Source organism: Caulobacter sp. GW821-FHT12D05 (assembly GCF_058807295.1).
In genome coordinates this window covers 569,298-593,867 of the sequence record NZ_JBXAQO010000004.1, presented here as the reverse complement: position 1 = coordinate 593,867, position 24,570 = coordinate 569,298, and the positions used below count along the sequence as shown (strand labels likewise).

Genomic DNA, 24,570 nt, shown 5'->3' with positions numbered 1-24,570 from the left:
AAACCTCGGGGTGGACCGGCGCGTCACGACGCGCGTCGGCCACCGCTTACTGGTGGGGATAAACCATGAGAATGCTGACGTGCTCGGCCGTTGCGGCCTGTATTGCACTGACCGCGCCGCAAATCGCTCAGGCGCAAGATCTCGGCTCCAACTTCAAGCGCGACAAGAACGTCTCCGTTCGTCAGCGCCCACGCCCGGATTACGAGGCGACCGGCCAAAAGGCCGGCGGCTTCACGCTGTATCCGCGCGTCACGGTCGACTTCGAGCATAACGACAACATCTATGCTTCGGCGACGAGCAAGACCGACGACAATATTTGGCGCGTAAAGCCGGAACTGGCTGTGCGTTCAGACTGGTCGCGTCACGCCCTTGGCTTCTTCGCCGGCGGCAACGTCATCCGTTATTCGGACAAGGGCACCGAAGACGCCGAAGAGTACACGCTGTCGGCCAACGGTCGTATCGACATCGAGCGTGGTTCGAACATCAGTGGCTCGATCCAGACTCAGCACCTTGTCGAACCACGCACAAACCCGACCTCTCCTTCGGCCGCCGCCGAGCCGGTTGAATACGATCTGAACCAAGGCTCGATCGTTCTGACCAAGGAGTTCAACCGCCTGCGTCTGGTCGGTCGTGTCGATGACAAGGACTACAACTATGACGATGTTCGCCGGACGGCGCCGCTCGCCGGCTCGAACATCATTGATCAGGACTTCCGTGACCGAAACGAACTGACCTACGGCGGCAAGGCCGAATACGCAGTCAGCCCTGATACGGCCCTCTACGTCTCGGCTACCGGCAATAAGCGTGACTACGACAACAAAGTCGCCGCCACGGACCGCACCTCGGACGGCTACGTGCTCGGCGTCGGCGCTAACTTCGACGTTTCCGAACTGGTGCGTGGTGACGTCCAGGTCGGTTACATGAAGCAATCGTATGACAACGCCGCTTTCGCCGATATCGATGGCTTCAGCGCCCAAGGCCGCCTTGAGTGGTTCCCGACCCAGCTGACGACGGTCGGCCTGAATGGCTCGCGCTCGATCGAGGAATCGACGGCGCCGGGCTCGCAGGGCTACATCTCGAACAACATCGGCGCCTCGATCGATCACGAGCTGCTGCGTAACGTCCTGCTGTCGGCCGCCTATACGCACGGCAAGGACAACTACAAGGGAATCGATCGTAGCGATAAGCGCGACAATTTCTCGGCTACTGCCACCTATCTGCTGAACCGTCGCGTGGGTCTGTTCCTGACCTACAACTACCTGAAGCAGGACTCGACCGGCGCGCCCGGCCAGACCGGTGCCTCGTTCAAGGACAACAAGCTGATCGCTTCAGTCGCTCTGCAGTTCTAAGAACGACACCTACTTACGTCCACGAAACGGCAAGGTTTGCCGGATACTGAGAGTAACTATGGACGGCTCCGGTTTTGAAACTTCGAACGCTCCGGTGAATGACACCGGAGCGTTGTCTTTTGACCTGAACATCGCGATCGCGACCTTCAGGCGACGCTTTCGGCTGTTTGCGGCCGTGGCTGTGGTGGTGTTTGCGGCCGTCGTGCTGTTCACACTGCAGCAGACGCCTCAATACACCGCCGTGGCGCAAGTCATGCTCGATGTGCGCAAAGAGCAGGTCACCGACATGAATGCGGTGCTCTCGGGCTTGCCGGCGGATTCGTCCGTCGTCGACACCGAGGTCGAGGTGCTCAAGTCGCGCTCGCTGGCGAGCCGGGTCGTCAAAGACCTGAAGCTTGAGCAGGACCCATACTTCAATCCCTATTTGGCCAATGCCAAGGGGGCGAGGGCTTGGCTGTCGTCGCTCAAAAAAGCGGCTGCGCCGACCGCGACGACGGATCCTGTCGAACTGCAGCGTCAGCGCGAGCGGATCGTTGACAATGTGCTGGGCGGCCTGAAGGTCCGCCGCGCGGGTCTGACGTATCTGATTTCGGTCGAATATACCCACACCGACGCCAAGCGCGCATCGGAGTTGGCGAACGCTTTCGCTAATCTTTACCTGACCGAACAGCTGGAAGCGAAGTTCGACGCAACCGCCAAGGCAAATGAGTGGCTGGACACCCGCGTCGCGGAGCTGCGTGGCCAGGTGCAGGAAGCCGACGCCGCGGTTCAGCAGTACAAGATCGCCAACAACCTGCTCAGCGCTGAAGGCGCGACCCTGACCGAGCAGGAGATCTCGGGCCTGAACCAGCAGCTGGCGCTTAGCCGCGCCTCGCAGGCCGAGACCGACGCCCGCCTGAACATCGCCCGCCAGCAACTGGCGCGCGGCAGCACGGGCGAAGACGTCGGCGAGTCGCTGAACTCGCCTGTGGTCCAGCAGCTGCGTCAGCAGCGTGCGACCAAGAGCGCGCAGGTCGCCGACCTGGCCGGTCGTTACGGAGACCGCCACCCTGACCTCCTGAAGGCCCGCCGGGAGCTTGCCGACATCGATGGTCAGATCCAGGCCGAAATCCGCCGGATCATCTCGAACCTGGAAGCTCAGGCTCAGGTGGCCCGCCAGCGCACTGGTTCGGTGGCGTCGAGTGTCTCGCAATCGAGGGGCACTCTGGCTGGCAACAACCGGGCCGCCATCGGCCTGGCCGAGCTGGAACGCAAGTCGCAATCGGTCAAGACGCTGTACGAAAGCCTTCTGGCCCGCTTCAAGCAGACCACGGCCCAGGACGGCATCGAGCAGGCCGACGCCCGCGTGGTGTCGCCGGCCAAGATCCCGACCGGCCCCAGCTATCCCAAGCCCTCGCTGAACCTGACCCTGGGCCTGGTGCTGGCCCTGGGCGCGGGCGTCGCGGCGGTCGTGTTGGCCGAGATCCTGATGGCTGGCCTCTTCACCGAAGACGAAGTCGAACGCCGTCTGGGCCTGCCCTATCTGGGCGCGGTCCCGAGCCTCGGCACCACGGTCGACGACTCCAAGACCCTGAAGGGCCTGACGCCGCCGGACTACCTGCTGGCCAAACCGCTCTCCAGCTTCGCCGAAAGCCTGCGCAAGCTGCGTGCGTCGATCCTGTTCTCCAAGGTCGGCGAGCCGGTGAAGGTCATCGCGGTCACCTCGTCCCTTCCGGGCGAAGGCAAGACCACGACGACGTTCTCGTTGGCCCGCACCTTGGCGACCTCGGGCGCTAAGGTCATAGTGGTCGACTGCGACCTGCGCCAGAGCGCGATCAGCCAGTTCCTGAAGGAACCGGCCCCGGTCGGCCTGCTGGAGGTGCTGAATGGCGTCGCCACTCTGGACCAGGCGTTGATCACCGACGAAAGCGGCGCTCACATCCTGCCGCTGGCCAAGTCGTCCTACACGCCGCGTGACGTGCTGGGCTCTTCGGCTATGCATCGCCTGCTGCAGGACCTGCGTAACCGCTACGAGATCGTGCTGTTGGACACCGCGCCGCTGCTGGCCATCGCCGACACCCGCATCCTGGCGCCGCATGCCGACGCCGTGGTCATGCTGGTCCGTTGGAAGAAGACGCCAGTCAAAGCCGTGCAGTCGGCCCTGGGCCTGCTGCAAGGCACGCGGGCGTTCATCGCCGGCGTCGCCTTGACGCAGATGGACCTCAAGGCCCAGTCTCGCTACGGCTACGGCGACTCCTATTATTACTACGCCAACTATCGAAAGTACTATGCGGACTAGGACGCGGACGGGCGGGGGCGCGCCGTCGCCCGACGCTTCCAAGACACGCAAGTTGAAAGTTTCAGAGGGCGTCGCGATCGGCGCCCTCGTTACTTTGGTGCTGGCCGAAGTCGTCGCCTTCGGGGCCAGCGACGTGGCGGTGGCCGCCGTGTTCGGCGCCCTGCAGGCGGCCCTGCTGCTGGGCCTGATGGCCTTCTGCGGTTGGGCGCGCAAGCTGCCCGGCAACCTCATCTCCATCTGGCCCAGCCTGATGTTCCTGGCCGTGCTGGTCGCTACGGCCTGGAGCCTGACCCCGTTCGGTCCCGGCGGCGCCCATCCGGTCTGGGCCTATGTCGGTCCGCACGGCGGTTCGATCACGGTCGACCGCTCGTCCCTGTTGCTGAATCTCCTGCGCCTGGTGGGCCTGGCCTGTCTGTTCCTGGCCGCCCAGATCATCGGCGTGTCGGAAAGCCGCCGCCGGGTCATGGTTTGGTGGCTGCTGCTGGGCCTGGGCGCCTATGCCGCGCTCGCCATCATCGACCATGTCAGCCTGCGCGCAGGGCGTCGCCTGGCCGGCACCCTGCTGAGCCCCAACAGCGCCGCGACCCTGATGGGAATCGGCGTCGTGTTCGGCGCGACCTTCTTTTCGCAAGCCCTGCAACGGGCCGGCGGCTCACTGCGGCTGGAGCGCCTGGGCCTGGACGCCAGCCTGAGCCTTGGCCTGACCGCCGTGTTCGGCGTCGCCCTGGCCATGACCGCGTCGCGCGGGGGGATCTTCGCCACGGTCGTAGGTCTAGCCATCCTGTTGACCTGGCAGGTGATCGCCCAGGGGCGCAAGGCGCGGACCATCGCCATTATCGGCGGAGCGGCCGCCCTGCTGGTCGTGGTCGGGGTGGCCATGCGGAGCGCCGAGTTGACGGCCGCGCGCCTGGAGAACCTGGAAAGCGACGTCGCGGTCCGCCAAACCATCTTCATGACCCACTGGGAGGCCTTCAAGACCTCGCCGTGGTTCGGTTTTGGCCTAGGCTCGTTCCCGGTCGTGAACCAGCTTTTCACCAACACCGAGAACCTGAGAATCCTGTACGACGTCCGCGCCACCCACAACCTCTATCTCCAGTGGCTGGAGGAGGGCGGCATTGTCGGCAGCGTGTTCATGTTGGCCTGGCTACTGGTCACGCTGTGGCGTGTCGGCGCCGAGGCGGTGAAGCCGGGGACGATCGGCGCCCTGGCCCGCGCGACGATCGCCGCGACGGTCGTGGTGCTGCTGCACGGCTTGTCGGATTTCGCCGTCCAGGTTCCGGCCCTACAGGCCGTGTTCGCCGTCGGCCTGGGCGCAATGACGGCGGCCGCGCCGGTGCGCCGTCGCGGCGCCAAGCCCTCGACGCCCTGGAGCACGATCGCCTTCGCAAGCTGCGCCCTGTTGGTCTCGATCCTGGCCGCCACGCCGCTGGTCGCGGCGCGGTTCGGCGGTGACCTGTCGGCTATGCCGACGGCCTCGGCCGAGGTGCTGGCGACCAGTATCGAGGCGGGTCTGGCCCGCAACGGCGCCGATCCCGCCGCCAAGGCACATCTGGAGGCCCTGAGCCGCCGCGAGGTCGCCATGCGTCCGGGCTCGGGCGCGGCGTGGCTGCGCAAGGCGGCCGTGGACTTTCAGCGCAATGACGTCACCGCCGCCAACGAGGCGCTCGCGCACTCGTTGTCGGTCGCGCCCCTGCAGACCAGCCTGTTCATGAGCCGCGCGCGCCTGGCCTACGAGAACTGGCCGGCCCTGACCCCCGACGTGCGCCAACAGGTCATGTACCAGGTGCGCGCCGAGTACGGACGACGCGGCGAACGTCCCCTCACGATACTGGCCAACAGCCTGCAAAATCCGTCGGGTCGGATGGGCCTGGCCTTCCTGATCGTGGCCGAGCGCAACACCCGCGCCCTGGCCAAGCTCCAGCCGATCCAGTAGGCCGCCCAGAGCGGCCTAGTAGGCGTTGTCGGTGATCAGCAGGCTGGGAATGGTCAGCAGGACGATCTTGGCGTCCTTCAGGATCGACCAGGTCTGGATGTAGTCGATATCGGCCTCGACCCGCCGGCGCATGGCGTCGACCGTTTCGGTGCCGCCGCGCAGGCCCTTGACCTGGGCCCAGCCGGTCAGGCCCGGACGCGCCTGGTAACGGGCGTAATATTCCGGGATCCGCATGGCGTAATAGTCGTCATGGGCGGCGGCGTGAGGGCGGGGGCCGACCAGCGACATGTCCCCCCGCAGCACGTTCAGGAGCTGCGGCAGCTCGTCGATGCTGGTGGCGCGCAAGATACGGCCGATGCGGGTGACGCGGTTGTCGCCACGCTGGGCCTGGACCAGGTCGGGCCCGTCCTCGCGGCAATGCATGGTGCGAAGTTTCAGGATCTGGAACCGCCCGCCGGCCAGGCCGCCACGGGTCTGACGGAAGAGGGCGGGGCCGGGCGACTCCAGCTTGATCAATAGGGCCGCCAGCAGCAGCAGCGGGGCGAACAGGGCCAGCAGCAGTGCCGAGGCGACGATGTCGAGCGTGCGCTTGCGCAAGTCCACGGCAACCGGGGGGAGCGGTCCGCTCGATCCTGGCGCGAGAAGTTCGGTATACGATCCCCCGTCCACCAGATGACCCTCGTATTTCCCCACCACGTCGCGGACTGGTTTCCAGTTCCGACCCCATCACGCTAGCGCAAATGACTCACAGCGTCGCGGGGAAAAATCCACAACCGGCGGGCTGTATGCTTAACGTGTAATAGACTCTGTTTATTCAGGCGTCCTTATTTGTAGTGACGTTACATCGACGGCATCAGGAGTGCTGCTCGATGATCGACGCCAAGATGTCCTTCGCCCAGATTGAAGTCGAGCCGGCTACGCGCGGCAAGCGCTTGCCGCCCCTCGTGGGGCTGGGCCTGGGGGCCATGGTCTCGATCGGCCTGTGGGCCGGTCTGGCCCTGACGGTCTCGCACCTCTTCTAAGCTTTGCGCTGGGCGGTTTCGCCGCCTGACAACATCGACTTCCGCGCCCGCTTCGGTTCCCCGAGGCGGGCGCGAACGCATTCAGAGATCCATGTCCTGGCGACCCGTCGGGCAACGAAAAAGCCCCGGACCGCAGGTCCGGGGCGCTCGTCGTCGATCGGGGGAGCGATCGGCCAACGGTTTTGTTAGGCGGCGGTCTGATCAGACGGTGGTCCAGAGGGCGGTGCCCGGGACCTGACGCTGGACCCAGCGATAGTTGAGGTCTTCCCACGGCGTGGCCCAGGGGGTCAGGTTGTCCAGCACCATATCGCCGCCCTTCAGCGAGATCATCAGCACCGCGTGGCTTTCGCCGCGGGCGGTGACGGCGACGGCCAGCGACATGGCGGCTTCCGGAACGCCGGCCGCGATCAGGCGGCGGCGCTTTTCCAGGGCGTAGTCCTCGCAGTCGCCATACAGCTTGCCGTCGATCAGGCGCGGCAGCGACCAGTATTCGGGCATGCCGTACAGATCCAGGTCGCTGGCCTTCTTGACCTCGCGGTTGACCGTTTGGTTGACCAGGTTCAGCAGCTTCATCTGGTCGCGCTGGTCGCGGCCGCTCCAGGCCGACGGAGCCGGCTCGGCCATCATGACGGGAGCAGGTTGAGCGTCCGAAGCCGTCAGGCTGGGCGCGCCGGCGGCGACGAAGTCCTCGACCTCGGCGACCACAACGGCCTGCAGGCTGTTAACGGAAACCAGATTCAGGCCGTCGTCCTCGGCCGCGTCGGCCTTGGCGGCTTCGAAGCGGTGCGGTGCGGCGACGCCGATCGACGAGGTCGGAGCGAAGGTGGCGCGCGGACCCAGGCCCATCAGGGCCAGCTGGCTGTTCGGCAGGCCGCAGGTCTCGGTGTCGCGACGGCACAGATCGGCAAAGCCCATCGGAGCCTGGACGCCCTCGCCGCGCGGCTGGAACGGCATCGAGCCGGCCTGGGCGCTGACGCTGGTCATCATCGCGGCGGCGCTGATGAGTCCGATAACAATGTTGCGCGTGTTGAACATGCTGACCCCGCTGTGTTCGTGGGGTCACTATTCATTCGCGGGCCGAATTTGAGCTGAATTTAGATGGTTTAATTCAAATATTGAACCGTGGTTATTTCGGAATTAACTCAAATGACGACTAAATATACTTGGTAAATTGCAAGAAAAGGATCGTCCTAAATTGCAGGTTAACGCTCGAGGCCATCATTGAACCGCGCCGCTACCTGGGGCAAAATCAAAGGGTTCAAGTCCTGGCGCCCTGTCGCCGACCCGGCGAGTGCAATGTTCAAATCCCTGTTCCGTCCCAAGCAGCAACCCCGCCGCGCCTCGTCCACCGAGGGCCGTGTGGTTTACGCCGTGGGTGACGTTCACGGGCGGCTCGACCTGCTGGACGGCCTGATCGAGCGGATGACCGAGGACTACCGCGCCATGGGTCGTCAGGACCCGCCGGTGCTGGTGATGCTGGGCGACTATGTCGATCGCGGCGCCCAGTCGTCGCAGGTGATCGAACGCCTGATCTTGCTGAAGGCGCAAGGCGCCGAGGGCCGCTTCGAGTTCCGCGCCCTGATGGGCAATCACGAAGAGACGCTGCTGCACTTCCTGGACGACCCGATGGCCGGGCCGTCCTGGGTGGAATACGGCGGCGGCGAGACCATGGCCTCGTACGGCGTCCAGCGTCCGGTCGGCCGCGCCGAGGCCGAGGTGTGGGAGCAGACCCGCCAGGCCTTCCGAGCCGCCTTCCCGCCGGCCCATGAGATGTTCCTCAAGCAGCTGGAGCTGCTGGTCGTCTATGGCGACTACGTCTTCGTCCACGCCGGCGTTAAGCCCGGCCTGCCGCTGGATCGGCAGGTGGCCGCCGACCTGCTGTGGATCCGCAATGAATTCCTCGACAACCCGCATGGCTTGAAGGCCACGGTGGTCCACGGCCATACGCCCACCGAAGAGGTGTTCGTCGGCCGTCAACGGATCAATGTCGACACGGGCGCCTATGCGACTGGCGTCCTGACCGCCGTTAGACTTGATGGCGGTGAGCCGAAGATCATTCAGTTCAGTAAAGCACGCGGGACCTGAGACTTCGTCTTGTTCATCTCGCGGTCACGTGCGATGTGGCATTTCAGATCCCAGGATCGACAAGTCTTTAAGGTGAGAAGCTTCGCCATGATCGGTGTTTCGAAATTCTCGCGCGCCCTCGCGATGCTGGCGCTCGGCGTCTGCATGATGGTCGGTGGGCTAGGCGTCGCGCATGCCCAGCAGGCGGCGATCGGCAATACGCCGGTCAGCGCCGCCGCGCAGCCGGCGGACTACGTGCTCGGCTCGGCCGACAAGGTGCGGGTAACGGTGTACGGCGAGCCCTCTTTGTCGGGCGAGTTCTTCATCTCGGGCAGCGGCGTGATGTCCCTGCCCCTGATCGGCGAGATCAAGGCCGGCGGCATGACCCTGGGCCAGTTCCAGATGGCTGTGCAGAAGTCGCTCAGCGACGGCTACCTGAAGGATCCGCGCGTCAGCGCCGAGGTCCTGACCTTCCGCCCGTTCTACATCCTGGGCGAGGTCGAGAAGCCGGGCACCTATCCCTACACCGCCGGCCTGACCGTGCTGAACGCCGTGGCCACCGCCGGCGGCTTCACCTACCGCGCCGACAAGAAGAACGTCTGGATCAAGCACAACGGTGAGACCACCGAGCAGAAGTCCGAACTGACCCCCTCGATCGTGGTCGCCCCGGGCGACACCATCCGCCTGGGCGAGCGCTTCTTCTAGGCGCGAGCGACAGGCTGAAAAGACCGAGGCCCGGCGGAGCGATCCGCCGGGCCTTCTTCATTCCAGCGCGGACGAGGCGGTCTAAGCCCGTCGCCGAGATCAGCTGATTTCAAGAGAAATGGCGGACCCGCACGATTCGAACGCGTGACCCTTGCCTTCGAGGGCTGTGCTATGTCGAGCTAAGGGTTTGGTTTTAGAGGGAAAGTCGTCACTTGGATTTCGGCTTCGAGACTACTAAAGGGCTTGGGCGCACCGGAAAAGTCGCCGTGGTTTTCTTTTCGGCGATTGGACGACTGCTCTCCTCTCGCTTTTCCAGGTGAAGGTTACCCTTCCACAACGGCAGAAGCAGGGAGGTCATCCCATAGAAAAACGTCACATACGACATGGCCTTGAGAGTGCCGGTAACGGCGGCATGAAGTTTTCCTCTTTTCATCCATGATTCTATTAAAGACATGTCCCGGTCGAGGGACTTGTTGAGTGATTGAACGATATTGGCCTGAGCCTCCAACGCTTCAATGCGTGCTTTGGCTACGGCCTGCTCAGAGATCGTTGCGTTGCTGCTGTACAGGGTTTGCTTTAGATCAGCGATGGACGTCAGTACTGCCGCCCGGCGATCTTCGATCTCGTGAGTTCGCAGGCGGAAGCTCGGCACTTGGTTCGCTTTCGCAAGGAACTCACCCTCCACCGAAGCAGAGACTGCGCTGACCAAAAGACCGATCGCGAAGCAGCTTATGGCCGGTCCAAGAGCATAAAGGGCAGTGTCGGGGCTTGGGACATTTCCAACGATACCGCCCAGCGTAACGAGCCCGATGCCATGGCCGATCATCGGAGCCCAAATCCAACGATTTTCGTTTTCGTCGTTCATCACCCGAGCCTCACCTAAAGCGTAAGCCAGTTCAGCTCACCGCTTGCGGCGCGTCTAGCGGGGCCGCGTGGAGCCCTTCGTCGAGAACCAATGTGGACTTGATGTCCCGGTGCCCTAGGGCTCTAGGTGAGCTTGAGATTGCCTGTCTTGGCTAGCAAGCTGTTGCAGACATGGTGTCGCGGCCCGTGGACCAAACCACTGAAGGTGCGGCAGAGTTTGTTGATTTCAGGAGAAATGGCGCACCCGACACGATTCGAACGTGTGACCTTTGCCTTCGGAGGGCAACGCTCTATCCAGCTGAGCTACGGGTGCGTATCGCCCTGGTTGCCCAGGGCGGAAGCGGGTCTTAGCCGAAAGGCCGCGTTGGCGCAAACCCGATCACGCGGCGTCCCCTCAAGCAGCCCCCATGTAGATGAAGCGGACCACGAAGAGGGCGGCCAGGACGAAGAGCAGCCAGTCGCCGGGCTTGGCCTGGCCGCGCGCCAGCTTCAGGACCGCGAAGGCGGTGATGCCGAACGCCAGGCCGTTGGCGATCGAGAAGGTCAGCGGGATGGCGATGACCGTCAGGAAGGCGGGGATGGCCACGCCGGGATCTTCCCAGTCGATGTCGGTCAGGGCGCCGATCATCAGCGAGCCCACGATGATCAGGGCCGGCGCAGTGGCCGCGGCCGGGATGGCCTGGACCCAGGGGGCGAAGAAAAGGGTCAGCAGGAAGAGCACGCCCACGACGATCGCCGTCAGGCCGGTGCGGCCGCCGGCCGCGACGCCCGAGGCGCTCTCGATATAGCTGGTCACGGTCGAGGTGCCGGCCAGCGAGCCGCCGATGGTGGCGATGCTGTCGGCGGTCAGGATGCGGTTCAGGCGCGGGATCGTGCCGTCGGGCTGGACGAGGCCCGCCTTCTTGGTCACCGCGACCAGTGTGCCGACGTTGTCGAACAGGTCGACGAACAGGAAGACGAAGATCACCTCCGCCAGCGCCATGCCCATGCCGCCGTTCAGGTGCAGGGCGGCCGGGACGTCCAGCTTGAAGGCGGTGGCGGTCAGGGCGGCCAGGCCGGACTCGCCGGGGACGATCTTGGCCAACCCTAAGGCCCAGCCGGCGGCGGCGGCCACGAGAATGCCGATCAGGATCGCGCCCTTCACCCGCCAGGCCATCAGCGCGCCTATGATCGCCAGGCCCAGGATGGCCAGGATCGCGGTCGGTTTGGTTAGGTCGCCCAGCGCCACCGTCGTGGCCGGATTGGCGACGATGATGCCGGCTTCCTTCAGGCCGATGAAGGCGATGAAGAGGCCGATGCCCGCGGCGATGGCCGAGAACAGCGGACGCGGGATCGCCCCGACGATCAGCTGGCGGATGCCCGCCACGGTCAGCACCAGGAAGGCGATGCCCGACAGGAAGACGCAGCCCAGGGCGGTCTCCCACGGCAGGCCCATGCCCTTGACGACGGTGAAGGTGAAATAGGCGTTCAGCCCCATGCCGGGGGCCAGGGCGATCGGATAGTTGGCGATCAGCCCCATCAGGATCGAGCCCAGGCCTGCGGCCAGGCAGGTGGCGGCGGCGACGGCGGCGATCGGCATGCCGGTCTGGCCCAGGATCGCCGGATTGACGATCACGATATAGGCCATGGTCAGGAAGGTGGTGAAGCCGGCCAGCACCTCGGTGCGGACGCTGGTCCCCTGGGCTTTCAGCCCGAACTGCTTCTCCAGGAAACTCATCTTACGCCCCAATCCCCGTTTCGAAGCGGGAGTGTTGGCGGGCGAGTCCCGGGAAGGCAAGCCTTAGGTGCGCGCGGCTTTCTCGAAGCTTCCTACTGCGCCTAGCGCTTGCGAAAGCGCTTGGCCTCGGCCTCGAGCTTGGACATCCAGGCTTCCGGCTCCGTGCTTTCGGGCTGGAAGGGCAGGGTTCCGGCCACGCCGCGCACCGCCAGCCACAGCGGCGCGGAAAAGTGCCCCAGGACGCGCAGCGGTCGGCGCTTGTCGTCGGTGACGTCCCAGCCCTCGGCCTCGAACGCGGCGACCTGCGCGGCCGGCGATTGGGTCTCGATATCGTCCCAGTCGGCCGGCCGTTCCACCGCCTCGGCCGCGTCGGTGGTCAAGCCGAACAGGGCGAGCATGCAGGCGTCGATCTCCGGATATTCGGCCCGGGCCTCGGGTTCGGCGAAGTCGCGCTTGAGCAACGCCCGGTATTCCAGGTCGTTGACGCCCGGGAGGTCGATCAGGCGCCGCAGCGCGTCAGGCTTGCTGGTCATGCTCAGTCCCTGGTCGGATCGGCGGCGTTCGGGTCGCCATAGGTCAGGGCCAGGAACACGTCCTCCAGGTCCGGATCCTCGGTGGCGATGTCCTTGATCTGGATGCCGCCGGCGCGGACGGCCGCCAGCACCTGCTCGACGCTGGACTGGCCTGTGCGGTAGCTGACCTGGAAGGCGCCGCCCGCCCGCAGCTTGGTGTCGAAGCCGGCCAGGGCCGGGGCGGCCGTCACCGGCGTCTCGGGCGTGACCACGACGTTGCGGCTGTCCATGCGGCTCAAGAGCTTGGGCGTCGGCTCGCAGGCGACCACCTCGCCGCGATTGACGATGGCGATCTCGTCGCACAGCTCCTGCGCCTCTTCCAGGTAGTGGGTGGTCAGCACGATGGTGACGCCCAGCTCATTCAGGCCCTTCACATAGTGCCAGAGCTGGCGGCGCAGCTCGACATCGACCCCTGCGGTGGGCTCGTCCAGGATCAGCACCGGCGGCTGGTGGACCATGGCCTTGGCGACCATCAGGCGGCGCTTCATGCCGCCCGACAGTTGGCGGACATAGGCCCCGGCCTTGTCACCCAGGCCCAGGGCGTTGAGCAGCTCGTCGGTGCGGCGCTCGTTCTTGGGCACCCCGTAGAAGCCGGCCTGCACCTCCAGCGACTCGCGCGGGGTGAAGAAGACGTCGGCGGCCAGTTCCTGCGGCACCACGCCGATGGCGGCGCGGGCGTCGCGCGGCCGCACATCGATGTCGCGATCCCAGATCTTCACCGTGCCCGAGCTCTTGCGCACCAGGCCGGCCAGGATGTTGATGAAGGTCGACTTGCCCGCGCCGTTGGGACCCAGCAGGCCGAAGATCGAGCCGCGCGGGATCTTCAGGTCGACGCCGTTCAGCGCCTTCTTTTCCGGCGAGGTCTTGGTGGCGGCGTAGGTCTTGTACAGGCCTTCGGCTTCGATGGCGTAGGCGGGCAGGTCCATTGAGCGTCCAGATCGGTAAGCGGGAAGGTCAGAAACGTCGTTTGAGGCGCCCGTCGATTGACGGCGCCTTTGAGCGTCGCATAGGTATGCCTCGTTCGCCGCCGCGCCAAGGCCGCGTTCAGAAATCTCAAGGACTCGCCGAATGGCCAAGACCCCCGCCACCGCTCCGACCGCCATGGACATCGACGCGATCGCCGGCTCCGCGCCGGAGACGATCGCCGTCCGCTCGCACCGCATCGCCTGCGACGGCGTCGGCGGGGCCCTGGGCCATCCGCGCGTCTGGCTGGAGATGGGCGCGGCCGGTTTCGTCGACTGCTCCTATTGTGACCGTCGTTTCGTCGCCGCGACCGGCGAAGGCGACGAGGATGAGCGCCTGGCGCCGGGCGTCTACGAAGGCGCCGGCGGCCACTAAGTGACCGATAGCGTCCTGGAGGCCCAGCGGGCCGAGACCCTCGCCAAGGCTTGGGAAAAGGCCGAGTGGCCGCACGAGGCGCCGGTGCTGCGCGCCATCGCCATGCCGTCCGACACCAATCCCGAAGGCGACATCTTCGGCGGCTGGCTGCTGTCGCAGATGGACTTGGCGGCGGCCTCGATCGCCTTCCACCGCGCGGCCGGCCGCTGCGCCACCATCGCCGTCGACAGCATGACCTTCATCAGCCCCGTCCTGGTCGGCGACGAGGTCAGCCTGTTCGCCAAGATCGTCCATACCGGCCGCACCTCGCTGAAGGTCCAGGTCGAGGCCTGGCGCCGCCGCCGCGACGCCGAGCAGGCCCACAAGGTCACTGAAGGCGTCTTCACCTTCGTCGCCATCGGCGAAGACCGCAAACCGCGTCCGCTGCCGGTGTTCTAAGGCTGTGAACAGGAACTGGCGGACACCCTGCTATCAGTTCCTCGTGCATGGCCGGGACGCCCAGGTGGCGAACCGAGGCTTCTTTACGACGCGCCTCGCTTTCGCCGACAGTGAGCAAGAAGCGGCGGAGGTCGTCCTGCGTGGCCTGACGGCTGAATTCACCGTCGGCGTTTCGGCGGAAATCTGGGCCAGTTCGCCTCCGATCCTGGAGATCGAGAGCGCCGAGCGCATCGGATGGTTTCGAGCGCTGACAGCCCCCAACAAGGGCAGCACGTTCTATCGCGAATAGCGCGGGCGGACTTCAGGGGCCCATCCTCTCGGCCTTCACGAAGTCGATGAAGGCCCGCAGCGGCGCGGGCATGTGCCGCCGGCTGGGATAGTACAGATACGGCCCCGAGAACGGCGGCAGCCAGTCTTCCAGCACCGCCTCCAGCCGTCCCGCCGCGATCGCCGGGGCCACGAAGTCCTCGAAGGTGGCCAAGAGGCCCACGCCCGCCTCGCAGGCCGCCAGCTCCAGGTCCAGGCTGGTCGAGGTCAGGCGGGCCGGCGGATCCAGGCGGAGGGTCTGGCCGTCCTTCTCGAACTCCCAGGCATAGGTCGCGCCGCTGGGGAAGCGGTGGCGGATGCTGGCGTGGTCCAGCACGTCGCGCGGATGCTTGGGGCGGCCATGGGCGGCGAAATAGGCTGGCGCGCCGACCAGCATGAACCGCTGCGGCCCCGACAGCGGCACGGCGATCATGTCCTTCTCCAGCCGCTCGTCGTAACGCACGCCCGCGTCGAAGCCGGCGGCCAGCACGTCGATGAAGCTGTCCTCGGCGATGATCTCGACCGCCACGCCCGGATGCTGCGCCAGGAACTTCGGGATCAGGCGCGGGAACACCACCTTGGCCGCCACCAGCGGCACGTTCAGGCGCAGGGTGCCGGTCGGGCTGTCGCGAAAGGCGTTGACCTCGTCCAGGGCCAGGGCGACGTCGGAGAGCGCGGGGGTCAGGCGCTCTAGCAGCTTCTGGCCGGCCTCGGTGGGGGTGACGCTACGGGTGGTGCGGTTCAGCAGGCGCACGCCGAGGCGGGTCTCCAGACGGCGGACGGCTTCGCTCAGCGACGAGGCCGAGACGTTGCGCAGGGCGGCGGCGGCGCGGAAACCACGGGCTTGCGCCACGGCGGTAAAGGCGTCGAGATCGGCGAAGTCGGCGTGCTGCATTGTGCGAAATCCCGAACGACCTGTGCGGACCTTCTTGGATTATCGCACGGAGTGCTCAGGCGCATAACCCTCCTCACTCAAAGGAGAGATCCCATGAAGACCCGTCAACTCGGCAAGACCGGCCCCGTCGTTTCCGCCTTCGGCCTCGGCGCCATGGGCATGTCCGACATGTACGGCCCCAGCGACCGGGCCGAGAGCCTGGCCACCTTCGACGCCGCCGTCGAGGCCGGCATGACCCTGATCGACACCGGCGACTTCTACGGCATGGGCCACAACGAGATGCTGATCGGCGAGGCGCTGAAGACCCACAAGCGCGACAAGCTGGTAATCAGCGTCAAGACCGGCGCCCTGCGCGATCCGGCCGGCGGTTTCGTGGGCTTCGACGGCCGCCCGGCCGCGATCAAGAACTTCCTGGCCTATAGCCTCAAGCGCCTGGGCGTCGACCACATCGACATCTACCGTCCCGCGCGCCTGGATCCGAGCGTGCCGATCGAGGACACGGTCGGGGCCATCGCCGAGATGATCCAGGCCGGCTATGTCCGTCACGTCGGCCTGTCCGAGGTCGGGTCCGAGACCATCCGCCGCGCCGCCAAGGTCGCGCCGATCGCCGACCTGCAGATCGAGTATTCGCTGGTCTCGCGCGGCGTCGAGAAGGACATCCTGCCCACCCTGCGCGAGCTGGGCATCGGCATGACGGCCTATGGCGTGCTGTCGCGCGGCCTGATCAGCGGCCACTGGACCAAGCAGCGCTCCGAGAACGTCGGCCGCGACTTCCGCGCCCATAGCCCGCGCTTCCAGGGCGACAACCTGGACGCCAACCTGAAGCTGGCCCAGGCGCTGGGCGCGGTGGCCGAGCAGAAGGGCGTGACCACGGCCCAGGCCGCCATCGCCTGGGTCGCCTCGCGCGGCGACGACATCGTGCCGCTGATCGGCGCCCGTCGCCGCGATCGCCTGAGCGAGGCGCTGGGCGCGCTGGAGGTGAACTTCACGCCCGAGGACCTGGCCGCCATCGAGGCCGCCGTGCCCAGCGACGCCGTGGCGGGCACGCGCTATGCCGAGGCGATGATGACGCACCTCGATAGCGAACGCTGAGGTCTTGCATGAGGCGCTGCGACCGTCGTCAGATGGGCTTCCCAGATGACGGCGGAGCAGCGCGCATGTTCGAGTCCCGGCATATCAGCATCCGGATCCACAGGTCGGCCGACGAGGTCTATGCCTTCACCCGCGAGCCCGAGAGCTTCACCCAGTGGGCGGCGGGCCTGGCCTCTGGGCTGACCCAGGACGGCGACCAGTGGATCGCCCACGGCCCCGGCGGCGACGTGCATGTGAAGTTCTCTGAGCCGAACGCCTACGGCATCCTCGACCACTGGGTGACCCTGCCGGACGGGACGCAGCTCTACATGCCGCTGCGGGTGGTGGCGAACGGCGAGGGGAGCGAGGTGGTGATGACCCTCTACCGTCCGCCCGGCATGTTCGACGACGCGGCCTTCGCCCGTGACGCGGCGGCGGTGGCGCGGGACCTGGCCAAGCTGAAGGCGCTGGTCGAGGCATGAGCGTCACGCTGAGACCCACCGGACCGGGAGACCTGGGCTGGATCATCCAGCGGCACGGCGAGCTCTATGCCGCCGAGGAGGGCTGGGACCATCGGTTCGAGGGCGTGGTGGCCGGCGTCGTGGCCGACTACGTCAAGACCTACGACCCGGCTCGTGAAGCCTGCTGGATCGCCGAGCACGAGGGCCGCAAGGTCGGCTCGATCATGCTGGTGCGCGAGGACGACACAACGGGCCGCCTGCGCCTGTTGCTGGTCGATCCGAGCGCGCGCGGCCTGGGCGTCGGCGAGGCCCTGGTCGGGGCCTGCATCGCGCGGGCGCGGGAGGCCGGCTACGCCGAGATGGTGCTGTGGACCCAGGCCAATCTGCTGCCCGCCCGCCGGCTCTATGCGCGGTTCGGGTTCGAGTTGGAGAAGAGCTGGGACTATGACGGCTTCGCCGAGGGGCTGGTGTCGGAGAGCTGGCGGTTGAAGCTCTAGCCGACCAGGTGCCCCTTCCACGCCTCCCGCAGCACCTTCTTGTCGATCTTGCCGGTGGCCGTCAGCGGCACCGACGCGAACACCACGTCGTCCGGCGTCCACCACTTCACGATCCTGGGCGCGAGGTACTCGAGCACGTCGGCCTTGCAGACCGCTGACCCCTCGTGGGCCTCGATGACCAGCAGTGGCCGTTCCTCCCACTTGGGATGCGGCACCCCCACGACGGCGGCGATCTTCACGCCGGGGCAGCCGACGGCGACGTTTTCCAGGTCGATGGAGCTGATCCATTCGCCGCCCGACTTGATGACGTCCTTCTGGCGGTCGGTGATGCGCATGAAGCCGTGGGCGTCGAGGGTGGCGATGTCGCCGGTGTCGAACCAGCCGTCTTCCCGCGCCGCGTCGGCGTCCTTCTTGAAGTAGCGCCGCACCGTCCACGGACCGCGCACCAACAGAGCGCCGGAGGTCTCACCGTCCCAGGGGGCTTCGCTTCCGTCATCCAGCTCAACGCGCAGCTCGATGCCGAACTGCAGCCGGCCCTGGCGGGTCCAGATGGCCTCGTCCATGGCCTCTTCGCCCAGGGCGGCGAGGGCGGGCGTGGGGGTGGCGACGACGCCGATCGGGCAGGTCTCGGTCATGCCCCAGATCTGCAGGGTCTGGACGCCGTAGAGCCGCTTGAAGGCCTCGGCCATGGCGCGCGGCACGGCGCTGCCGCCGATGACGACCCGCTTCAGCGTGGTCGGCGAGGCGTCGTTCTTTTCCAGCCAGGCCAGATACATCGTCCAGATCGTTGGCACGCCGCCGGTGAAGGTGACGCCTTCGCCCTCGATCAGCTCGTGCAGGCTAGCGCCGTCCATCTTGTCAGCGGGCAGGACCAGCTTGGCCCCGCAGATCGGGGCGCTGAACGGCAGGCCCCAGGCGGTGGCGTGGTACAGGCTGGAGCAGGGCATCACCACGTCGAAGGCGGTGAAGCCGAACGCGCTGTTCAGGCCGCCGGCCATGGCGTGCAGCACCACGGCGCGGTGCGAATAGAGCACCCCCTTGGGATCGCCCGTCGTGCCCGAGGTGTAGCAGAGGAAGGCCCCGGCGTTCTCGTCGAAGACCGGCCAGTCGATCGTCTCCGGCTCGCCGGCGATCAAGGCGTCGTAGTCGTCGTCCGACAGCATGACGAAGGTCTTCACCGTGGTCAGCTGCGGGCGGATCCGCTCGACTAAGCCTGCGAAGTTTCGGTCGTAGAACAGGACGCCGCTTTCCGCGTGATTGACCGTGTAGACGATCTGCTCGTCGAACAGGCGCGGGTTGGCCGTGTGCAGCACGGCCCCAATGCCAGGCACGGCGTAGAACAGCTCCAGATGCCGGTGGGTGTTCCAGGCCAGGGACGTGACGCGGTCGCCGGCCTTCACGCCCAGCCGCCGCAGCGCGTGGGCCGCCTGGGCGGCGCGCCGGACCAGGCCCGCATAGTCGTAGCGATGGATCGGTTCGTCGATCAGGCGCGAGACGATCTCGCGCGCGCCGTGGGCCTGGGCCGCATAGGTCAGGATGCCGCTGATCATCAGCGGCGTCGTCTGCATCAAGCCCGGCGTCATAAGCCCCTCCCAACCTTTATCGTTGGGAGGAGCCTAGTACGTGAACGCTGTTCAGCGAAAGGCGCCTAGGCGGCCCGGCGGCGGCTCTGGACCTCGGCCGGGCCGACCTGGAAGCGGCCGACCAGCACCGCCAGCTCGCCAGCCTCGCCCTTCAGCGAGTGGCTGGCGGCGGTGGCTTCCTCGACCATGGCGGCGTTCTGCTGGACGACCTGGTCCATCTGGTTCACGGCCACATTGACCTGGTGCAGGCCGGTGGACTGCTCCTGGGCCGAGGCGGCGATCTCTTTCACCAGGGCGTCGATCGAGGCGACCTGGCCGACGATGGCGCGCAGGGCCTCGCCGGTCTGGGCGACCAGGTCGACGCCGGCCCCGACCTGCTGGGTCGAGGTCGAGATCAGGGTCTTGATCTCCTTGGCTGCGTCGGCCGAGCGTTGGGCCAAAGCGCGGACTTCCTGGGCGACGACCGCGAAACCACGGCCAGCTTCACCGGCGCGGGCGGCTTCGACGCCGGCGTTCAGCGCCAAGAGGTTGGTCTGGAAGGCGATCTCGTCGATGACCCCGATGATCTGATTGACCTGGCTGGACGAGCTTTCGATCTCGCTCATGGCGCTGACCGCCTGGTCGACGATCTGGCCCGAGCGTTCGGCGCCGGTGCGGGCCTGGGCGACCAGGGCGGAGGCCTCGCGCGCGCCGTCGGCGGTCTTGCGGACCGTGGCGGTGATTTCGTCCAGAGCGGCAGCCGTCTCTTCCAGGCTGGCGGCCTGCTGCTCGGTGCGGCGCGAGAGATTGTCCGAGGCCTCGGCGATCTCGTCGGCGCCGCTGCTGACGCCGCCGGTCGCGGCGTTGATGGCGCGCACGGCCTGCTGCATGCGGTCGGCGGCGGCGTTGAAGTTGCTCTTCAGGCTCTCGGCCTTGGGCGAGAAGGCGATGGTGATGCGGTGGGTCAGGTCGCCGCCGGCCATACGGTCGAGGGCCTCGGTGAGGGCGGCGATATTGACCGCGTCGCTGCGGGCGATCTCGGCCTTCTCGGCCTCGTTGGCGCCGCGTTCGGTCTCGACGGCGGCGCGGTGGGCGGCGGCCTCGGCCTCGACGCGCAGCTTGGCGATCGCGGCGTCCTTGAAGACGGCGACGGCGCTGGCCATCTGGCCGACCTCGTCCTGGCGACCCGTGGCGGGCACCTCGACGGCGTTGTCGCCGGCGGAAAGGCGACGCATGGCGGCGGTCATGGCCGCGACGGGCGCGCCGATCGTGCTCGACAGCAGCCAGCCCATCAGGCCGGCGATGATCACCGCGGCGGCCCCGCCGATCAGCAGCGACCAATGCGCCATGCTCTGGGCGGCCTTGGCCTCCTGGGCGCGGACGGCGACCCGCTCCTGGGCGGCGGCCAGCAATTCTTTCTGGATGGCGCGGATCTCGGTCAGGCTCTTCTTGCCGGTCAGCTGGCCGGCTTGCTCGCGGCCCGTGGCCGGATCGGCCATCAAGGTCATCGACGGATCGCCGATGGTCTTGCGCCAGGTCGTCATCGCGTCGCGCAGGCGCTGGATGCGGGCCTTCTGTTCCGGAACGGTGGTCTTGGCCTCGAAGGCGTCGAGGCGATCGTCGAACTTGTCCTTCGACTCCTTGTAGGTGTCGGCGAACTTGGCGTCGCCCATGATCACGTAGCCGCGCAGGGCGTTCTGCTGTTCCAGCACCAGCGCCATGATCTCTTCGGCCTGAGCGGCCAGGCCCAGGCTGCGCTGGGTCGAGATCATCGACTCGTCGATGCGCTTGAGGCTGCTGAAGACCAAGGCCGACGAAATCGTCGAGGCCAGAATGACGGCGCAGAATGCAACGCCAAGTTTTGCGGGTATTTTCAGGTCTTTAAAAGACATGTCGCCGAGTCCCTGACACACACAAGAGATGTGTCAGGAAATCGACGATTATCCTTAAGAACCCATTGCAAATTTTGCAAAGAACAAGGTTCTGTTAATTGTGAATATTTGCGATAACGGCGTCACCCATTTGAACAGTGTTCAGTGAGCCGCCCAGGTCTCGAGTTTTCGCGCCCTGGTCGAGTGTTTTCTTCACAGCCGCGAGAAGAATATCGGCGGCCTCGACCTGCTTCAGCGACCAGCGCAGGGCCATTTCGAACGACAGGATGGCGGCCAGCGGATTGGCCAGGCCCTTGCCGGCGATGTCGGGAGCCGAGCCGTGGATCGGCTCGTACAGGCCCGGCTTGTTGGGATCGCCGATGGCGGCCGAGGGCAGCATGCCCAGCGAACCGGTCAGCATGGCGGCGGCGTCCGACAGGATGTCGCCGAACAGGTTGTCGGTGACGATGACGTCGAACTGCTTGGGCGCGCGGACCAGCTGCATGGCGCAGTTGTCGGCCAGGATGTGCTCCAGCTGGACGTCCGAGTATTCGCGGGCGTGCAGGTCGGTGATGACCTGCTTCCACAGCAGGCCCGACTCCATGACGTTCGACTTCTCGGCCGAGTGGACCTTGTTGGTCCGGCCGCGAGCCAGTTCGAAGGCCACGCGGCCGACGCGCTCGATCTCGCTGGTGGTATAGACGGCGGTGTCGAAGCCCTTCTTCTGGCCGTCGGCCAGGGTCTCGATGCCGCGCGGCTCGCCGAAATAGACGCCGCCGACCAGCTCGCGCACGAACATGATGTCCAGGCCCGAGACCAGCTCGGTCTTCAGGCTGGAGGCGCCGGCCAGGGCCTCGAAGCAATAGGCCGGGCGCAGGTTGGCATAGACGTTCATCGCCTTGCGCAGGCCCAGCAGGCCCGCTTCCGGGCGCAGGTGGCGCGGAGCGTTGGCCCACTGCGGACCGCCGACGGCGCCCATTAGCACCGCGTCGCTGGCGATGGCCTGGTCGCGAACCTCATCCAGCAGCGGCGTGCCGTGGGCGTCGTAGCTGGAGCCGCCATACGGGGCTTCCGACACCTGGAGGTTCGGGGTGATGGCGGCGGCCACGCGGCGCACTTGCGCGCAGACTTCGGGACCGATGCCGTCGCCGGGCAGGAGGAGAAGAGTCGCCATCTTAGATCTCGCGATAGTCGGAAACGTCGAAGGAGGACATGCGGCGCTCATGGACGCCAAGGTCGGCGCAAGCCGCGCGCCACGCCGCCATATGCGGGCTGGCGCGATGGAATTCCAACGCCGCCGCGTCGGTGAAGTGTTCGAAGACCCGGATCAGGCCAGGATCCAGCGGATCTTCGGAGAGGGCGTAGGCCAGACAGCCCGGCTCGCCCCGCGATCCCGCGACCTGGGCGGCCAGGTGCGGGCGCAGTTCGGCCAGGCGCTCGGGCGCGATGCGGATCGAACCGGCGAGGATGACCGTCATGGATCGGCCGGCGCTTAGGCTTCCAGCCAGGGCTGGCTGATCGCGCGCTTGCTTTCGAAGACGTCGATGTCGCCGCCGTGCTGCAGGGTCTCGCCGATGGCGTCCAGGCCCTTGAGCATCTTTTCTTTGCGCACGGGATCGATGTCGAAGGTGATCGTCTTGCCCGACGGCGAGACCACGGTCTGGGTCTCGAGATCGACGCTGACCATGTGGTTGCCGCCCTTGGCCTCGTCCATCAGGAGCGAGAGGTCGTCGGGGCTAACCACCACCGGCAGCAGGCCGTTGTTGTAGCAGTTGTTGTTGAAGATATCGGCGAAGCTGGTCGAGATCACGCACATGATCCCGAAGTCCATCAGGGCCCATGGGGCGTGCTCGCGCGAGCTGCCGCAGCCGAAATTGTCGCCGGCGATCAGCACCGAGGCGTTCTTGTACTCCGGCCGGTTCAGCACGAAGTCGCTGATCTCGTTCCCATCGCCGTCGAAGCGGAAATCGTAGAACAGGCCCTTGGCCAGGCCCTCGCGTTCCACGGTCTTGAGGAACTGCTTGGGGATGATCTGGTCGGTGTCGATATTGGCCAGCTCCAGCGGAGCCGCACGGCCGTCGAGGCGGGTGAAGGCGCGCATCAGGCGGTCTCCTCCAGGAAGGTGCGCACATCGGTCAGGTGACCCGCGATCGCCGCCGCCGCCGCCATGGCGGGAGAGACGAGGTGGGTGCGGCCGGCGCGGCCCTGGCGGCCTTCGAAGTTGCGGTTGCTGGTCGAGGCGCAGCGCTCCTGCGGGGCCAGCTTGTCGGGGTTCATGGCCAGGCACATCGAGCAGCCGGGCTCGCGCCAGTCGAAGCCGGAGGCCTTGAAGATGGCGTCCAGGCCCTCGGCTTCAGCCTGTTCCTTCACCAGGCCCGAGCCCGGCACGACCATCGCCTTGACGTGCGGGGCCACCATGCGACCGTGCAGGAACGCGTCCTGCACCACGGTGGCGGCGGCGCGCATGTCCTCGATGCGGCTGTTGGTGCACGAGCCGATGAAGACGCGGTCGATGCGGGCTTCCGAGATCGGCTGGCCGGCGGTCAGGCCCATATAGTCCAGCGCCCGGTGAGCGGCCGCGCGCTTGTCGGGCGTGGCGAAGCTTTCCGGGTCGGGGACGTTGCCGGTGACCGGGATGACGTCCTCGGGGCTGGTGCCCCAGGTGACCATCGGGACCAGAGCCGCGCCGTCGATGACCACGGTGCGATCGAAGACGGCGTCCTCGTCGGTGAACCAGGTCTTCCAGCTGGAGACGGCCATGTCCCAGGCCGCGCCCTTGGGCGCGGCGGGCTTGCCCTGGATATAGGCGAAGGTCTTGTCGTCCGGGGCCACCAGGCCGGCCTTGGCGCCGCCCTCGATGGTCAGGTTGCAGAGGGTCATGCGGCCTTCCATCGACAGGCCGCGCACGGCCTCGCCGGCGAACTCGATGACATAGCCGGTGCCGCCGGCGGTGCCGATCTCGCCGATCACGGCGAGAGCGATGTCCTTGCCGGTCACGCCCGGGGCCAGCTGGCCATCGACGCGGACCAACATGTTCTTGGCCTTCTTCTGGCGCAGGGTCTGGGTGGCCAGGACGTGCTCGACCTCGGACGTGCCGATGCCGTGGGCCAGGGCCCCGAAGGCGCCGTGGGTCGAGGTGTGGCTGTCGCCGCAGACGATGGTCATGCCCGGCTGGGTGCGGCCCTGCTCGGGACCGACCACGTGGACGATGCCGTTGCGGATGTCGCCCATCGGGAAGAATTCGATGCCGTTGTCGGCGACGTTGCGGGCAAGCGTCTTGAGCTGCAGGCGCGCTTCCTCGTCCTGCACGGCGTCCACGCCCAGGGCCTGGCCCTCGGTCGGGATGTTGTGGTCGGCGACGGCGAGCGTGCGATCGGGCCGGCGCACCTTGCGTCCGGCCGCGCGAAGGCCGGCGAAGGCCTGCGGGGTGGTGACCTCATGGATGAGGTGCAGGTCGATATAGAGGATGGCCTCGCCGTCGGTTTCGTTGACGACGTGGGCGTCCCAGATCTTGTCGTAAAGGGTTTTGCCGGACATGGCGGGGATATAGGGCGGATCGTGCGCCAAAATCCAGTGGTGGCGGGCTCTGGGGCCAAATTCTTGCGTTCTGTGTGGCGCTCACGCCAG

General features: G+C 66.5%; 25 protein-coding genes and 1 tRNA gene. 12 read left to right on the top strand and 14 right to left on the bottom strand.

What is annotated here, in order from left to right:
• Positions 1 to 65 precede the first annotated feature (65 nt).
• Genes AC1RRR_RS20960 through AC1RRR_RS20950 form a run of 3 tightly spaced genes read left to right on the top strand, consistent with a single transcriptional unit; the run spans position 66 to position 5,560 of the window.
• A complete protein-coding gene (locus tag AC1RRR_RS20960) occupies positions 66 to 1,349 on the top strand; it encodes an outer membrane beta-barrel protein (RefSeq protein WP_492815807.1) in 1,284 nt (427 codons plus the stop codon).
• A gap of 58 nt (positions 1,350 to 1,407) precedes the next feature.
• Positions 1,408 to 3,627, top strand: a complete 2,220-nt coding sequence (locus AC1RRR_RS20955) for a GumC family protein (protein WP_492815806.1) — start codon at positions 1,408 to 1,410, stop codon at positions 3,625 to 3,627.
• Positions 3,628 to 3,679: 52 nt separating this feature from the next.
• On the top strand, positions 3,680 to 5,560 hold the full coding sequence (locus tag AC1RRR_RS20950) for an O-antigen ligase family protein (RefSeq protein WP_492815805.1): 1,881 nt from the start codon (positions 3,680 to 3,682) through the stop codon (positions 5,558 to 5,560).
• Positions 5,561 to 5,575: 15 nt separating this feature from the next.
• On the opposite strand, the gene AC1RRR_RS20945 is transcribed toward AC1RRR_RS20950, so the two are convergent.
• Positions 5,576 to 6,229 (bottom strand): sugar transferase, encoded by a 654-nt coding sequence (locus AC1RRR_RS20945; RefSeq protein ID WP_492815804.1) that lies wholly within the window; start codon positions 6,227 to 6,229, stop codon positions 5,576 to 5,578.
• A gap of 200 nt (positions 6,230 to 6,429) precedes the next feature.
• Here AC1RRR_RS20945 and AC1RRR_RS20940 point away from each other — a divergent pair, with 200 nt between their 5' ends.
• The gene (locus tag AC1RRR_RS20940; RefSeq protein WP_492815803.1) at positions 6,430 to 6,582 is read left to right on the top strand and encodes a hypothetical protein; all 153 of its coding nucleotides are present in this window, start codon (positions 6,430 to 6,432) and stop codon (positions 6,580 to 6,582) included.
• A gap of 201 nt (positions 6,583 to 6,783) precedes the next feature.
• On the opposite strand, the gene AC1RRR_RS20935 is transcribed toward AC1RRR_RS20940, so the two are convergent.
• Positions 6,784 to 7,617 carry a transglutaminase-like cysteine peptidase gene (locus AC1RRR_RS20935; RefSeq protein ID WP_492815802.1) on the bottom strand — a complete coding sequence of 278 codons (834 nt, stop codon included), beginning with the start codon at positions 7,615 to 7,617 and terminating at the stop codon, positions 6,784 to 6,786.
• A 261-nt stretch (positions 7,618 to 7,878) separates the two neighbouring features.
• On the opposite strand from AC1RRR_RS20935, the gene AC1RRR_RS20930 reads away from it, so the two are divergent.
• On the top strand, positions 7,879 to 8,667 hold the full coding sequence (locus tag AC1RRR_RS20930; RefSeq protein WP_492815801.1) for a metallophosphoesterase family protein: 789 nt from the start codon (positions 7,879 to 7,881) through the stop codon (positions 8,665 to 8,667).
• Positions 8,668 to 8,754: 87 nt separating this feature from the next.
• The gene (locus tag AC1RRR_RS20925; RefSeq protein ID WP_492815800.1) at positions 8,755 to 9,351 is read left to right on the top strand and encodes a polysaccharide biosynthesis/export family protein; all 597 of its coding nucleotides are present in this window, start codon (positions 8,755 to 8,757) and stop codon (positions 9,349 to 9,351) included.
• A 208-nt stretch (positions 9,352 to 9,559) separates the two neighbouring features.
• Here AC1RRR_RS20925 and AC1RRR_RS20920 read toward each other — a convergent pair whose 3' ends face one another.
• The 5 genes from AC1RRR_RS20920 to AC1RRR_RS20900 form a co-directional block, all read right to left on the bottom strand.
• Positions 9,560 to 10,216, bottom strand: a complete 657-nt coding sequence (locus AC1RRR_RS20920; protein ID WP_492815799.1) for a hypothetical protein — start codon at positions 10,214 to 10,216, stop codon at positions 9,560 to 9,562.
• 235 nt (positions 10,217 to 10,451) lie between these two features.
• Positions 10,452 to 10,528: transfer RNA gene (locus AC1RRR_RS20915), tRNA-Arg, on the bottom strand.
• Positions 10,529 to 10,609: 81 nt separating this feature from the next.
• Entirely contained in the window at positions 10,610 to 11,932 is a 1,323-nt protein-coding gene (locus tag AC1RRR_RS20910) for an NCS2 family permease (RefSeq protein WP_492815798.1), read from the bottom strand.
• Between the two features lie 101 nt (positions 11,933 to 12,033).
• Positions 12,034 to 12,465 (bottom strand): hypothetical protein, encoded by a 432-nt coding sequence (locus AC1RRR_RS20905; protein WP_492815797.1) that lies wholly within the window; start codon positions 12,463 to 12,465, stop codon positions 12,034 to 12,036.
• A 2-nt stretch (positions 12,466 to 12,467) separates the two neighbouring features.
• Positions 12,468 to 13,430, bottom strand: coding sequence for an ABC transporter ATP-binding protein (locus tag AC1RRR_RS20900; RefSeq protein ID WP_492815796.1), 963 nt, complete (start codon positions 13,428 to 13,430; stop codon positions 12,468 to 12,470).
• A 142-nt stretch (positions 13,431 to 13,572) separates the two neighbouring features.
• Here AC1RRR_RS20900 and AC1RRR_RS20895 point away from each other — a divergent pair, with 142 nt between their 5' ends.
• From AC1RRR_RS20895 to AC1RRR_RS20885, 3 genes are all read left to right on the top strand, one after another.
• Entirely contained in the window at positions 13,573 to 13,842 is a 270-nt protein-coding gene (locus tag AC1RRR_RS20895; RefSeq protein ID WP_492815795.1) for a zinc-finger domain-containing protein, read from the top strand.
• Positions 13,843 to 14,280, top strand: coding sequence for an acyl-CoA thioesterase (locus AC1RRR_RS20890; protein ID WP_492815794.1), 438 nt, complete (start codon positions 13,843 to 13,845; stop codon positions 14,278 to 14,280).
• A 64-nt stretch (positions 14,281 to 14,344) separates the two neighbouring features.
• Entirely contained in the window at positions 14,345 to 14,569 is a 225-nt protein-coding gene (locus tag AC1RRR_RS20885) for a hypothetical protein (protein WP_492815793.1), read from the top strand.
• A gap of 12 nt (positions 14,570 to 14,581) precedes the next feature.
• Here AC1RRR_RS20885 and AC1RRR_RS20880 read toward each other — a convergent pair whose 3' ends face one another.
• Positions 14,582 to 15,481, bottom strand: a complete 900-nt coding sequence (locus tag AC1RRR_RS20880; protein ID WP_492815792.1) for a LysR family transcriptional regulator — start codon at positions 15,479 to 15,481, stop codon at positions 14,582 to 14,584.
• A 93-nt stretch (positions 15,482 to 15,574) separates the two neighbouring features.
• Here AC1RRR_RS20880 and AC1RRR_RS20875 point away from each other — a divergent pair, with 93 nt between their 5' ends.
• The 3 genes from AC1RRR_RS20875 to AC1RRR_RS20865 all read left to right on the top strand — a co-directional run bounded on the left by AC1RRR_RS20875 (position 15,575) and on the right by AC1RRR_RS20865 (position 17,510).
• A complete protein-coding gene (locus AC1RRR_RS20875) occupies positions 15,575 to 16,573 on the top strand; it encodes an aldo/keto reductase (RefSeq protein WP_492815791.1) in 999 nt (332 codons plus the stop codon).
• A gap of 65 nt (positions 16,574 to 16,638) precedes the next feature.
• The gene (locus AC1RRR_RS20870) at positions 16,639 to 17,034 is read left to right on the top strand and encodes an SRPBCC family protein (RefSeq protein WP_492815790.1); all 396 of its coding nucleotides are present in this window, start codon (positions 16,639 to 16,641) and stop codon (positions 17,032 to 17,034) included.
• Positions 17,031 to 17,510: a GNAT family N-acetyltransferase gene (locus AC1RRR_RS20865; protein WP_492815789.1), complete on the top strand. Its 480-nt coding sequence runs from the start codon at positions 17,031 to 17,033 to the stop codon at positions 17,508 to 17,510. Before AC1RRR_RS20870 ends, AC1RRR_RS20865 begins: the two co-directional genes overlap by 4 nt.
• Here the strand turns inward: AC1RRR_RS20865 and AC1RRR_RS20860 are convergent.
• The 6 genes from AC1RRR_RS20860 to leuC form a co-directional block, all read right to left on the bottom strand.
• Positions 17,507 to 19,093: a long-chain fatty acid--CoA ligase gene (locus tag AC1RRR_RS20860; RefSeq protein ID WP_492815788.1), complete on the bottom strand. Its 1,587-nt coding sequence runs from the start codon at positions 19,091 to 19,093 to the stop codon at positions 17,507 to 17,509. The two genes, AC1RRR_RS20865 and AC1RRR_RS20860, sit on opposite strands and share 4 nt — an antisense overlap.
• 65 nt (positions 19,094 to 19,158) lie before the next feature.
• Positions 19,159 to 20,964 (bottom strand): methyl-accepting chemotaxis protein, encoded by a 1,806-nt coding sequence (locus AC1RRR_RS20855; RefSeq protein ID WP_492815787.1) that lies wholly within the window; start codon positions 20,962 to 20,964, stop codon positions 19,159 to 19,161.
• A gap of 94 nt (positions 20,965 to 21,058) precedes the next feature.
• Positions 21,059 to 22,117 carry a 3-isopropylmalate dehydrogenase gene (leuB, locus tag AC1RRR_RS20850; RefSeq protein WP_492815786.1) on the bottom strand — a complete coding sequence of 353 codons (1,059 nt, stop codon included), beginning with the start codon at positions 22,115 to 22,117 and terminating at the stop codon, positions 21,059 to 21,061.
• A gap of 1 nt (position 22,118) precedes the next feature.
• Positions 22,119 to 22,421 carry a putative quinol monooxygenase gene (locus tag AC1RRR_RS20845; protein ID WP_492815785.1) on the bottom strand — a complete coding sequence of 101 codons (303 nt, stop codon included), beginning with the start codon at positions 22,419 to 22,421 and terminating at the stop codon, positions 22,119 to 22,121.
• 14 nt (positions 22,422 to 22,435) lie between these two features.
• Entirely contained in the window at positions 22,436 to 23,044 is a 609-nt protein-coding gene (leuD, locus tag AC1RRR_RS20840) for a 3-isopropylmalate dehydratase small subunit (RefSeq protein WP_492815784.1), read from the bottom strand.
• Positions 23,044 to 24,480, bottom strand: coding sequence for a 3-isopropylmalate dehydratase large subunit (leuC, locus tag AC1RRR_RS20835; protein ID WP_492815783.1), 1,437 nt, complete (start codon positions 24,478 to 24,480; stop codon positions 23,044 to 23,046). The genes leuD and leuC overlap by 1 nt, the downstream gene beginning before the upstream one ends.
• Positions 24,481 to 24,570: the final 90 nt, after the last annotated feature.

What these genes read in the sequence shown, in the direction of transcription:
- AC1RRR_RS20960 (WP_492815807.1), top strand. Translation starts at nt 66, where the DNA reads ATGAGAATGCTGACGTGCTCGGCCGTTGCGGCCTGTATTGCACTGACC.
- AC1RRR_RS20955 (WP_492815806.1), top strand. Translation starts at nt 1,408, where the DNA reads ATGGACGGCTCCGGTTTTGAAACTTCGAACGCTCCGGTGAATGACACC.
- AC1RRR_RS20940 (WP_492815803.1), top strand. Translation starts at nt 6,430, where the DNA reads ATGATCGACGCCAAGATGTCCTTCGCCCAGATTGAAGTCGAGCCGGCT.
- AC1RRR_RS20935 (WP_492815802.1), bottom strand. Translation starts at nt 7,617, where the DNA reads ATGTTCAACACGCGCAACATTGTTATCGGACTCATCAGCGCCGCCGCG.
- AC1RRR_RS20930 (WP_492815801.1), top strand. Translation starts at nt 7,879, where the DNA reads ATGTTCAAATCCCTGTTCCGTCCCAAGCAGCAACCCCGCCGCGCCTCG.
- AC1RRR_RS20925 (WP_492815800.1), top strand. Translation starts at nt 8,755, where the DNA reads ATGATCGGTGTTTCGAAATTCTCGCGCGCCCTCGCGATGCTGGCGCTC.
- AC1RRR_RS20920 (WP_492815799.1), bottom strand. Translation starts at nt 10,216, where the DNA reads ATGAACGACGAAAACGAAAATCGTTGGATTTGGGCTCCGATGATCGGC.
- AC1RRR_RS20910 (WP_492815798.1), bottom strand. Translation starts at nt 11,932, where the DNA reads ATGAGTTTCCTGGAGAAGCAGTTCGGGCTGAAAGCCCAGGGGACCAGC.
- AC1RRR_RS20905 (WP_492815797.1), bottom strand. Translation starts at nt 12,465, where the DNA reads ATGACCAGCAAGCCTGACGCGCTGCGGCGCCTGATCGACCTCCCGGGC.
- AC1RRR_RS20900 (WP_492815796.1), bottom strand. Translation starts at nt 13,430, where the DNA reads ATGGACCTGCCCGCCTACGCCATCGAAGCCGAAGGCCTGTACAAGACC.
- AC1RRR_RS20895 (WP_492815795.1), top strand. Translation starts at nt 13,573, where the DNA reads ATGGCCAAGACCCCCGCCACCGCTCCGACCGCCATGGACATCGACGCG.
- AC1RRR_RS20880 (WP_492815792.1), bottom strand. Translation starts at nt 15,481, where the DNA reads ATGCAGCACGCCGACTTCGCCGATCTCGACGCCTTTACCGCCGTGGCG.
- AC1RRR_RS20875 (WP_492815791.1), top strand. Translation starts at nt 15,575, where the DNA reads ATGAAGACCCGTCAACTCGGCAAGACCGGCCCCGTCGTTTCCGCCTTC.
- AC1RRR_RS20870 (WP_492815790.1), top strand. Translation starts at nt 16,639, where the DNA reads ATGTTCGAGTCCCGGCATATCAGCATCCGGATCCACAGGTCGGCCGAC.
- AC1RRR_RS20865 (WP_492815789.1), top strand. Translation starts at nt 17,031, where the DNA reads ATGAGCGTCACGCTGAGACCCACCGGACCGGGAGACCTGGGCTGGATC.
- AC1RRR_RS20860 (WP_492815788.1), bottom strand. Translation starts at nt 19,093, where the DNA reads ATGACGCCGGGCTTGATGCAGACGACGCCGCTGATGATCAGCGGCATC.
- AC1RRR_RS20855 (WP_492815787.1), bottom strand. Translation starts at nt 20,964, where the DNA reads ATGTCTTTTAAAGACCTGAAAATACCCGCAAAACTTGGCGTTGCATTC.
- leuB (WP_492815786.1), bottom strand. Translation starts at nt 22,117, where the DNA reads ATGGCGACTCTTCTCCTCCTGCCCGGCGACGGCATCGGTCCCGAAGTC.
- AC1RRR_RS20845 (WP_492815785.1), bottom strand. Translation starts at nt 22,421, where the DNA reads ATGACGGTCATCCTCGCCGGTTCGATCCGCATCGCGCCCGAGCGCCTG.
- leuD (WP_492815784.1), bottom strand. Translation starts at nt 23,044, where the DNA reads ATGCGCGCCTTCACCCGCCTCGACGGCCGTGCGGCTCCGCTGGAGCTG.
- leuC (WP_492815783.1), bottom strand. Translation starts at nt 24,480, where the DNA reads ATGTCCGGCAAAACCCTTTACGACAAGATCTGGGACGCCCACGTCGTC.